The 10141-nt window shown below is 62.9% G+C and carries 12 protein-coding genes; 9 read left to right on the top strand and 3 right to left on the bottom strand.

All coding sequences use genetic code 11. The annotated features are described in order from the left end of the window. Window positions 1-194 precede the first annotated feature (194 nt). From BGI27_RS16570 to BGI27_RS16535, 8 genes are all read left to right on the top strand, one after another. Window positions 195-911 carry a prepilin-type N-terminal cleavage/methylation domain-containing protein gene (locus BGI27_RS16570; RefSeq protein WP_223871877.1) on the top strand — a complete coding sequence of 239 codons (717 nt, stop codon included), beginning with the start codon at window positions 195-197 and terminating at the stop codon, window positions 909-911. 145 nt (window positions 912-1056) lie between these two features. Next, window positions 1057-1647 carry a YXWGXW repeat-containing protein gene (locus tag BGI27_RS16565; RefSeq protein ID WP_095525910.1) on the top strand — a complete coding sequence of 197 codons (591 nt, stop codon included), beginning with the start codon at window positions 1057-1059 and terminating at the stop codon, window positions 1645-1647. A 145-nt stretch (window positions 1648-1792) separates the two neighbouring features. Continuing rightward, window positions 1793-2629, top strand: a complete 837-nt coding sequence (gene panC / locus BGI27_RS16560) for a pantoate--beta-alanine ligase (protein ID WP_095525909.1) — start codon at window positions 1793-1795, stop codon at window positions 2627-2629. 148 nt (window positions 2630-2777) lie between these two features. Then, window positions 2778-4232: a glycosyltransferase family 2 protein gene (locus BGI27_RS16555; protein WP_095525908.1), complete on the top strand. Its 1455-nt coding sequence runs from the start codon at window positions 2778-2780 to the stop codon at window positions 4230-4232. After that, window positions 4229-4711, top strand: a complete 483-nt coding sequence (locus BGI27_RS16550) for a hypothetical protein (protein WP_095525907.1) — start codon at window positions 4229-4231, stop codon at window positions 4709-4711. Before BGI27_RS16555 ends, BGI27_RS16550 begins: the two co-directional genes overlap by 4 nt. A gap of 91 nt (window positions 4712-4802) precedes the next feature. After that, window positions 4803-5300, top strand: a complete 498-nt coding sequence (locus BGI27_RS16545) for a polymer-forming cytoskeletal protein (protein WP_095525906.1) — start codon at window positions 4803-4805, stop codon at window positions 5298-5300. Further along, entirely contained in the window at window positions 5297-5566 is a 270-nt protein-coding gene (locus tag BGI27_RS16540; protein WP_095525905.1) for a hypothetical protein, read from the top strand. The genes BGI27_RS16545 and BGI27_RS16540 overlap by 4 nt, the downstream gene beginning before the upstream one ends. Window positions 5567-5617: 51 nt before the next feature. Beyond that, a complete protein-coding gene (locus BGI27_RS16535) occupies window positions 5618-6076 on the top strand; it encodes a hypothetical protein (RefSeq protein ID WP_095525904.1) in 459 nt (152 codons plus the stop codon). Here BGI27_RS16535 and BGI27_RS16530 read toward each other — a convergent pair. From BGI27_RS16530 to BGI27_RS18335, 3 genes are all read right to left on the bottom strand, one after another. Next, the gene (locus BGI27_RS16530) at window positions 6054-7979 is read right to left on the bottom strand and encodes a bifunctional diguanylate cyclase/phosphodiesterase (RefSeq protein ID WP_095525903.1); all 1926 of its coding nucleotides are present in this window, start codon (window positions 7977-7979) and stop codon (window positions 6054-6056) included. The genes BGI27_RS16535 and BGI27_RS16530 overlap by 23 nt on opposite strands. 82 nt (window positions 7980-8061) lie before the next feature. Continuing rightward, on the bottom strand, window positions 8062-8244 hold the full coding sequence (locus tag BGI27_RS18340; RefSeq protein WP_223871876.1) for a hypothetical protein: 183 nt from the start codon (window positions 8242-8244) through the stop codon (window positions 8062-8064). Beyond that, the gene (locus tag BGI27_RS18335) at window positions 8225-8611 is read right to left on the bottom strand and encodes a hypothetical protein (RefSeq protein ID WP_223871875.1); all 387 of its coding nucleotides are present in this window, start codon (window positions 8609-8611) and stop codon (window positions 8225-8227) included. The genes BGI27_RS18340 and BGI27_RS18335 overlap by 20 nt, the downstream gene beginning before the upstream one ends. Window positions 8612-8859: 248 nt before the next feature. Between BGI27_RS18335 and BGI27_RS16520 the strand changes: the two genes are divergently transcribed. Next, window positions 8860-9984 (top strand): D-alanyl-D-alanine carboxypeptidase family protein, encoded by a 1125-nt coding sequence (locus BGI27_RS16520; RefSeq protein WP_141239788.1) that lies wholly within the window; start codon window positions 8860-8862, stop codon window positions 9982-9984. The last annotated feature ends 157 nt before the right edge of the window (window positions 9985-10141 follow it).

Below are 10141 nucleotides of genomic sequence, written 5' to 3'. Positions count from 1 at the left end.
GAAAAACAGTATTTCATGAAGCTCGGGGCTGTCTAGGAAACCCGGGGCGATTCAGGGAAACGTGCTTGACCACGCCAATGGCATAAGGAAAATCCACTGCCGCGCCATGATCGGAAATGACTCACCGCGAACGGATATCCCGTGTGGTGTCTGCCCTACGCTGGCCACGACGACGGATGAGCACCGGAGCATCAGTGCAAGGCGTCGACCATCAACCCTTGCTGCTTCTGGAGAATGCAATGCTCAACCCCGGCCGTTCATACAGATCCCGCGGTTTCACCCTGGTCGAAATCGCCATCGTCCTGGTCATCATCGGTCTGCTGCTGGGCGGAGTACTCAAGGGGCAGGAACTGATCAACAGTGCCAAGGCCAAGGCCGTGGTGAATGACTTCCGCAACACCATGACCATGATCGCTGCCTACCAGGATCGTTTTCGCCAGTGGCCCGGGGACGACAGCGCGGCCGATACCCGCTTGCCCAACAATACCGCGCGCCTCAAGGGCAATGGCAACGGCCAGATCGAAGGCAGCTGGCGCGACGCTGGCAATGGCGGCTCCAGCAGCGAGGCCCGCGCCGTCTGGCTGCATCTGCGCCTGGCCAACCTCGCCACCGGCAGTACCGACACAAGCAGCACGGATTACGCGCCCCGCAACAGCGAAGGCGGCATCATCGGCGTGCAGAGCCATTCGAGTGCCTTTGCGAACTTGAACGGGCGCTTGGTGATCTGCCAGGACGGCATCTCCGGCCGCATCGCATTACAAGTGGACAGCAGCATGGATGATGGCAATCCGGACGCAGGCTCGGTGCAGTTTGGCACTTGGTCCGACAACGGTGCACTCGTGCCCGCCACGTTGGGTACAAATGGAACATTCAGCGACAGTCAGGCCTACGTAATTTGCACGGCAACCTGATACGGTGCCTGCATCTGCCCACGCCATTCGTCGGCCCCATTTACATTCGGTAACAACCGCTCACAGGCTCGAAGCCTTTGCCACGGCCTGTCTGCGATACTGACTCCACCTCACGGCAATACCGCGCATCCGTAGGAGAGTCAGCATGAACACCCGGAACATTCTCGCAAGCCTCGGCATCGCTGCCGCCAGTCTGATCCTGAGCCCGGTCAGCCAGGCCGAAGTCAACATCAGTGTCAATCTGCCAGGGATCACCATCGGCATCAATGATGCTCCTCCGCCAGTGCGTCTGGAAAAGATCCCGGCCAGGCGTTCCGGCTATGTCTGGGCGCCCGGCTACTGGCAGTGGGATGGTCATGCGCACGTCTGGATCAGTGGTCACTGGCTGGCCGAACGTCCGGGCCACGTCTGGATTCCCGAACGCTGGGAACGCAATGACAGAGGCTGGACTTTCACCCCCGGACGCTGGGATCAGCGGCGCAACGACTGGCGCGCAGAACAACGCCGCGAACAGGCCAAGTGGGAACAATGGCGTACGGATGACCGCCGCCGCAACTCCGAATGGCAGAGCCAGCAAAAGCATCAGCAAGTCCAGCCCACGGCTCAGCGCGCACCAGCTCAGGCTGCACATGATATGCGAAGCCCGGACAAGGGCGAACGGCAGCATGAAGCTCCTCGTCGTCAACAACATGACGACCCGCACGGCCCCAAGGATCGCGACGACCGGGGACGTTGAGCACCTGCTGCGCCATGTCGGCCTGAAGGGTCGGCATGGCGCACACGTCCGGATCTGCCAGGGAAGGATCCTTTGTCATTCGACATTGCCGCCCGTCGCCGCTTGATGCATCCTCGCGCCCTTCCCCGCGACACGAAAGCAATCCATGCAGATCCATACCCGCATCGCAAGCCTGCGCGCCGCACTGGCCAGCGCCGGCCGCATCGGTTTCGCACCCACCATGGGCAACCTGCACGCCGGTCACGTCAGTCTGATGCGTACGGCACGCCAGCATGCAGACAGCGTGGTCAGCAGCATCTTCGTCAACCGCCTCCAATTCGGACCGAACGAAGATTTCGACCGTTACCCCCGGACCTTCAAGGCTGACTGCGAAAAACTCGAGGCCGCTGGCGTAGACCACCTCTTCGCCCCGGATGAAGCAACGCTTTACCCGCAAACGCAGACCTATCTCGTCACCCCGGACCCCATGCACGACGGCCTACTCGAAGGTGCCATCCGCCCCGGTCACTTCGCGGGGGTCACCACAGTGGTCAGCAAGCTCTTCAACATCGTCCAACCCCAGGTCGCCTGCTTCGGCAAGAAGGACTATCAACAGCTGATGGTGATCCGCAACATGGTTGCCCAGCTGAATCTGCCGATCGAGGTCATTGGCTGCGAAATCGTGCGTGCCGACGATGGTCTGGCACTTTCCTCACGCAACGGCTACCTAAGCGCCGAAGAACGAACGCAGGCACCGCAGTTGCAGGCCTGTCTGCAGCAAGTCGTATCTGCCATCGTCACAGGTGACAGAAACCGCGAAACACTGGAAACACAGGCGCGCGATGTGCTGATCCGTCAAGGCTGGGCACCGGATTACATCACCATCCGGCGCCAGGCTGACCTGCAGGCGCCGGAACCAGGAGATGCCGTAGTCATACTCGCGGCAGCCCGGTTGGGCAAAACGCGCTTGATCGACAATCTGGAATGCCCTGCCCTTTGGTAGGGCCTGTTTATCGCCTTGGCGCCGCCCTGCGGCGACCACTACGATCCCGGATGCGGGATAAAATCAGCGCGCTGCACGTTCCGTCCGACGAGGGGTCGCCTGCGGGCACCGGCGGGACGCCATACATAAAAACCAGAAGAGTCGCGCCATGCCCTGGAACATCACTCATCTCTGGAGGGGGGTTGCCCTGCTCGGCCTGTTGCTGGCCAGCATGGCTCATGGCGCGGAGAATGCTCGGCTGCAATTGCAGCTCGATGCCCGGCTGGATAGTCTGATCGCGGAGCAATCCGCTCCCTATGAACTCCCGTCGGCAGCTTCTGGCATACCGCTGGTACACACACCCGAACAGGTAGTCGCTGCGCCGCTGCATGTCGGGCTGAGCACGCTGTGGCTGCTCAGCAGTGCCCTGCTCCTGCTGCACATCCTGCGCGAATGGACCCGCGTATTACGTCTGCGCATGCATCAGCACCCTCATGATGAACCACTCACTCACGCGCTTTGGCCTACGATCAGCCTGCTGATTCCGGCAGATGGCTGCAGTGCCGAACAAACCCGCCGACTGGATGCACTCGCTAACTTGGGATCCGACTATCCGCAAGAGCGCATCCATTACGTGCCGATGTTTGATCCTGCCGACATCCAGGTGGCCCTGGCTGTCGAGCGACTCATCCAACGCACGGGAGATCGTGTGCATCCACTGCCGATGATGGCCGGCCCCAACACCACACTTGCATCTGCGTTGCACGCCGCAGTCAATACCTCGATCGGCACCGCCCTGGTAATTCTGGACCGAGACATCCCACTGCCCACTGACTGGCTACGCCGCAGCGTTACACCATTGCTCGATCCCGGCGTGGGCTGTGTGCTCACGCGCGCCATTGCTCGCCAGCCTCAGGGAGGACTGCTCGAACGCCTGAGCGTGATGAACGACCAGGCTGACACCCTGCTCGCCACCGATGTCGACGCGCTCAACCTGCTGATGTGCGGCAAAGCCCGCATCCGGGCACTACGCCGCGAAGCCATCAAGGCGCTGGAGCACCCGGAGCTGCAACGCGCACCGGATGGCGCCGGCCTGGTGCTCGACATCACGCGCCTGGGCTGGCAATCGGCGTTGCTGGCTGACATCCAGCACTATCGGCCGCTGGATACGCCAGACCAGATCCGCTCGCCACGGTTGAATCCTGCCCTGGCTCTGAAAAGCATGCGCATGGCCGCCCTGCTACTCAGGCCCGGCCTGGCGCCAGGAGCCCGCCGCCAGGGTGGAGCTGCTTTCTTCTCATCAGCGCTGCCCTTGATCTGGCTACTCTGTCTTGCCAGCGGCATCGGCCTGTATTTCTCTGGTGCGCCACTGCCCGCCGGCCTCGCTGTCTTGTTGTGCGCCGCCACCAGTTTCGATCCACACGGCCAGCCCCGCCCTGCCTTTCGCATCGCCACGGCGGCGCGCATGGCTGGCGTGCGCGAAGAGATCCGCTTGCTGCCGCTGGTCAGCCTCTCCTTCATCGATCGACTCATCGAAAGCCTGCGCCTGCTGTTGCGTCGCGAGCCGCGTCCGCGTGCCCCCCATGCGGAAGCCGTGGCAGTGGTGGAAAAGGGACGTTCATGAACCAGGCGCAAGGCATGATGATCTTCATCGGCATCTGCAGCGTCTGCGCGCTCCTGCCCTGGCTGCCCGCATTGCGTACCCTCTCGCGGCAAGCTACGCCACCGCCGCCAGGCAACCGCTTGCTTGGCGCGGATGTCCGTGTCGGTATGTTTCGCCAGATGATCAGTGAGCAGTTCGCCACGCTACTGGCCCTGGCACGGGATGGCGGACCATTGCGCGGTGCCAACGAAAAGGGACGTCCCTTCATCGTGCTCGGCTTCAATAATCATCTCAGCGAACAACTCCCCCCCAGCGCCCGCCGGCTGCGCAGCCTCGTCCTTGCCACCGGTCATCTGGACATCCCCGGGGAACTGATATGCGACCGCGAGATTTTCGCCGAAGGCCGCATCAACATCGCCCACAACGCCATCGTCAAGGGGGCACTGTCGCATCGCGACATCGCCCTGGGCGCGCGCGCGCATTACCCGATGGGTTCGTAGTGATCGCCGCCTCGATGTCGCCGAAGGAGGGTATCTCCGAGGTTGGGCCAGCGCCGGCATCGAGATCGCACTAGCCAGACGGGTACGTTTCATGCGACTGGAAGCCCCGGTCATCCTTTTCGGACGGCGCGCCGATACTCCCACCATCAACCGTGACGACCCACTGCCGCGCTTCGATCCCCCCGCGCATACTGGCGACGGGCCTGGGCGGGGCCGCCATCTGAGCGTTCCCGCGGGTCATATGATCAAGGCCGCGTTATTGGTATCCGGCCGCCTGGAAATCGGCGAAGGCTGCCATGTGATAGGCGATCTGCGCGCAGGGCGCGGCATCATCATCGGTCGCAACGTAGTGATCGAGGGCGCCGTGTATTCCGACGGCAGCATCAGCATTGGCGCCTGCTGCCGGATTGTTGGCCCGATCGTGGCCCGCAATCAGATCACACTCGGCACGCAGGGATGGGTGGGCAGCCCCATCGAACCGGCCACGATGCTTGCGGAACAGATCAGGATCTATGAAGGCAGCGTCGTGCACGGCAGTGTGATTGCTTATCGACAAGGTGAAGTGGTCGACGAACGGAACCCAGGATGAGCGCCGCCGAAGAACAGACCCTGCAGATAGTCACCACCGCAGTATCGCGTCCGCCAGGATTCCGGCAACGGCTGCGCGCCCTGCTAAAAGGGCGTGCTGCCAACACGGCCTACGCATTGCTGATGGCCGCAGCATTGAGCGTATTGCTGCAGATGCTGCGACCGCTGATCAAGGTTTTCTGGCTGCAGAGCCTGAGCGCCGGCGTGGCCTGGCTACGCCTGGAAGACGTGGCCGTCACCGGCCTCAACTTGTTGCTGCCGCAATAGCCGGATCTGCAGACCCCTGCGGTACGCCTGCACGCCCCTCTGCCACTCACGATGGACTATCTCGCGCATCTGGCCACGGCTGTGCTGGTCTGGCTGACTGCGGGTTTTCTGCCAATACCCTGGCGTGCATTGCTGCGTGCGCTTGCGCTGCTGCACGCTGCCTGTCTGGGCATCAGCGCACTGATGCCGATCTTCCCCTATGCAGTGGATGACCACACGCGCGCGTTGAGCGCACTCACGCTGCTGATGCTGACGGCACTGCCACTGGTGATGGCGGCCATGCACTACATCATCGAGCGCAGTCACGAACGGCGATTGCTGGCCACGCTGATGATCGCCGCCTGGCTTGTATTCAGCCTGCCGCTCAAGTTGCTGGCCCATGCGTTGCTCATTCAGACGCTCTCGCCTCTGATCATGCCCTTGCTATTCATCGCCGGAGGTCCGGCGCTGGACATCCTGGTGGTAACTGCCCTCTACGCCTGGGCCGTCAGTTGGCGGCACGGGCCGTAACCGCCGGCCCGGTAAGCCCGGCCACGCCGAGCCCCGTCAACGTACGCCATTCGGCTTCGCTCGCCACACGCTCGGCAATCACCGAAATATCTAGGCTGGCCGCCACATCCACCACTGCACGCACGAAGCGCTGGTTGCCGTCGTTGTGCTCGATGCCATCGACGAAGCTGCCATCCAGTTTCAGGTAATCCACGCTCAGGGCGTGCAGGCGCGGCATCGCCGCGAACTGCCAACCGAAATGCTCCACGCCCAGCCGGGCACGATGCTCAAGCAACAAAGCGGAAAGTTCGCCCAAGCGGTTCACATCCCCGATACCACGCTCCGAAAGCTCCACCCACAAACGCTGGGCGAGATCCGGCGCACCGGCAAGCAATGCACGCAGGGCAACCAGAAAGTCCGGTGTATCGACAGAGTGGGGCGACAGATTGACGGCCACTTCGCCCCCAGAACTGGCAAGACGCTCCAGCGCCAGTTCCACCGCATGCAGATCAAGCCGGGCGGAGAGCCCCTGACGGATGGCCGCCGGCATGAACAGCCCGGCGCTGAGTCGTTTGCCGTCAGCATCGACCAGACGCAACATGCCTTCTTCATGCAGCATTGCGCCATTGGCCCTGACCACGGGGAAGAACGCCAGCTCGAAACTGCGCGCTCCGAGGGCTTCCTGTAAACGATCACGCCACACCTCGGCACGCACCGGTGCCAAGGCTACTTGCTCGGTATTGGCTGACGCGAGGGGTGGTTGGCTGGTTTCAGCACGCATCAATGCAGCATCCACCCGCAACAGCACATCGGCGGGCGCTTCTCCATGGCGATAGGTTGTCCAGGCCAGTGCCGCCACTGGCTCGCGATCTGCGTATTCCTGACGGTAAAGCCGATCGAACCCCTCCAGTAACTGCCGGCAGACGGCTTCGGCCTCCGCCTGCCCCTGACCGGGCAACAGAATGCCGAATTCCGCACCATTGAGACGCCCCGCCAGAGCTCCCGGCAAATCCGTCGGCAATTGCTTGCTCAACAGGCCGGCGCAGGTCTGGATCAGGGTATCGGTCCGCTCCCGGCCGATCCGTCGGTTCAGACCCAGCAGATCCAGCACGCGCACCACGATCAGTACCCCGCCTGCAGCAGCTTCCTCATCCCCCAGAGTCTCGCGCAGACTGCCCAGAAAGAAACCGCGGTTGGCCAATTGAGTCAGTGGATCGCGGCCGACTTCCGTGCGCAAGGTCTCGATCCGGGCGGCCTGCTCGGCGAACATCGCCTGCACCCGTGCCACCATGCCGTTCATTGCCCGTCCGACCACGCGCAGTTCGGGCACAGACAGCTCGGGCAACAGTTCGAAGCGCCGCTGCCCGATGGCAGAAGCCTGGGAAACGATGGCTTTCAGCGGATGTGCAGCCCAACGCAACAGCAACACCAGCAGGACACACAGCGCCACCCCCATCACCAGCAGCATCAAGGCCTGACGCAAGGCCCCCTGCCACAGGGCGCGATAGGCGTAGCGTGCACTGGCCGTCACCTCCACGCCGCCAAGTTGCCGCCAGCCGTCCGTCACCAGCGCCGTGCCAGGCGCGCCTTCAAGCGACGCAGCGTTGCGGAACCAGGCAGGCACATCCGGTGAGGGAGCGCCTGTCTCCCGCGCCACCTTAACCGCACCATTCACATCGCGGAACACGATGCGCTCGAAGTGCCCGGAGTCGAACAACGCACTGACCAGCAACTCCGCCATTGCCGGGTCTCCCCGCTGCTGCGACATCGACAGCGCCAGCGATGCCGCGCCATCTGCCGACTGCGCGTACAACTGCTGGCGCAGGTAATCACGTGCGCTCATCACGTGCAGCAGCAGACTGGCGCACAGCGCCACCAGCATCACCGCAAACACGCGTAACCAAAGACGTTTCAGTAAGGACATGTCTGCCCCCTCTCCCTCTTCATCGTGTTTCCCGTTCCAGCGGCCGATAACCCTCGGCCTGCATGCGCAACATCAGATCCCGCTAGCGCGACAGGCGCTCTACCGGAGCGCCGGCACCACTGCTGCCGGCAGTCCAGACGCCCTCAGCGTTGAAGCTGAACACAGGCGTCAAGTCCGGGCGCTGCGAAGCCGGCAGGATGTCGGACCGCAGGTTGTCCAGCACCAGTGGATCCGAACCGGGCTGCTCATAGTAGCCCAGCACCATGTGCGCCACCGATGGCGCCGCGTCCGAAAGCCGCGCCCTGACCGATGAATTCCAGGGGCGTGGCCCAGTAATCGGCCAGCTGCCACACCACGATGTCGTCCTGGAATCGCACATTGCGGTTGAAGAAGCCATTCACCTGATCCAGCTTCCGCCTTTCGGGCAGGGCTCCGGATGCCCCCAGCAATCCACGCCAGTTATCGAACACCGGCAGAGGTCGGGTACCGAAACGCTTCTGCAGTTGCCCGCGCATGCGCTCGAGGTCGACGCTGGCCAGCCCGGCGCCCACGGCAAAGAAGGCCAGCGCCACCGCGCCCAGCCAACGCCATGCCTCGCCGAAACGTCGCCCCCTGCGTGTGCCTACATCCACCCTTTCCAGCCGCACTCCAGCCGACTACCGATCGCAGATCCCGCACCGGCTCACCGACAGGATGCCTTAACGGCAGGCGCTCGCCTTACTCAAGGGAGCCCCGCCCACTTCCGGGAACATCGTGCCGCAAGGGCTGTCGCAAGCGCACTGCGTACACCGCCGGGTGTCGCGCAAAGTTCTACAATGTCGCCCTTTTCTGCCACCCCGGCGCACAGCGCCAACGCTGCGCGCCCCCAGCCGGAGCCCCCATGATTCGCCGCCTGCTCTCCAGTATCGCCCTTGTCCTGCCACTTTCCGTGCTTGCCGCCCAACCTGCGGCGCCCGCAGTGGAGGCTCGCAGCTTCATTCTCATCGATGGCCAGAGCAACCAGACACTGGTTGCTGGCAACGCCGACATGAGAATCGAGCCTGCCTCACTGACCAAGCTGATGACCGCTTACCTGACCTTCAAGTCGCTGCGCGAAGGCCAGCTCAAACTAGACCAGATGCTCACGGTTTCGCGCGAAGCACAGAGCCGTGAAGGCTCGCGCATGTTCGTCGATGCCCGCGTACCGGTCAGCGTGGACGATTTGATCAAGGGTGTGATCGTACAGTCGGGCAACGATGCCTGCGTGGTGCTTGCCGAGGCGCTCGCTGGCAGCGAGCAGGGCTTCGTCCAGTTGATGAATCGTGAGGCCCAGCGCCTGGGGCTTGCCAATACACACTATCTCGACAGCACCGGGCTCACCGGCGAAGGGCAATACACCACCGCAGAGGATCTTGCCAAACTGGCCCAGGCGATCATCCGCGATTTCCCCGAGTACTACCCGATCTACTCGATGAAATCCTTCAGCTACAACAACATCAAGCAGGACAACCGCAACCTGCTGCTCTACCGCGATGCCGAAGTCGATGGTCTGAAGACCGGCCACACCAGCACCGCCGGCTATAACCTTGTTTCGAGCACGAAACGAGACGGCCGTCGCCTGATCGCCGTGGTCACCGGCACCACCAGCATGGAGGCGCGCGCCCGGGAATCCGCCAAGCTGCTCAACTGGGGCACCAGCGTATGGGAAACCCCCCGCCTTTTCACTGCGGGTCAGGAAGTCCGCAACCTGCCGGTATACAAGGGCCAGACAAACAACGTACGTGTGGGCGTTGCCAATGACCACTATCTGACCATCCCGCGCGGCGCGGCAGCCGCACTGGTGCAGGAAATCACGTTGCCGACCCACCTGGTTGCTCCGCTGACGGCTGGCCAGCAGGTGGGCAGCCTGCGCGTGCGCGATGGCGACACGGTGCTTGCCGAATACCCGCTCGCCGTACTCGATGAAGTCCAGCAAGGCAGCTGGTGGCGTCGTCTGATCGACACCATCCGCCTGTGGTTCGCCTGATCAGCCTCTGAGGGCGGATTTCCGACCGGCAATCCGCCCGTACTTCGATTCACCAGGGCGAATGGACTTCGTGTCGCCTCGTGCTACAAGCCCGTTCGTGCTTAGAGCCTGTTCACAGTATCCGGAATGTGTTTACATTCTGGAATTTGGGTGTGAG

The sequence above is a fragment of the Candidatus Dactylopiibacterium carminicum genome (assembly GCF_014736495.1).
GTDB classification, from domain to species: Bacteria; Pseudomonadota; Gammaproteobacteria; order Burkholderiales; family Rhodocyclaceae; genus Uliginosibacterium; species Uliginosibacterium carminicum.
This window is presented reverse-complemented; position numbering and strand designations above follow the sequence as displayed.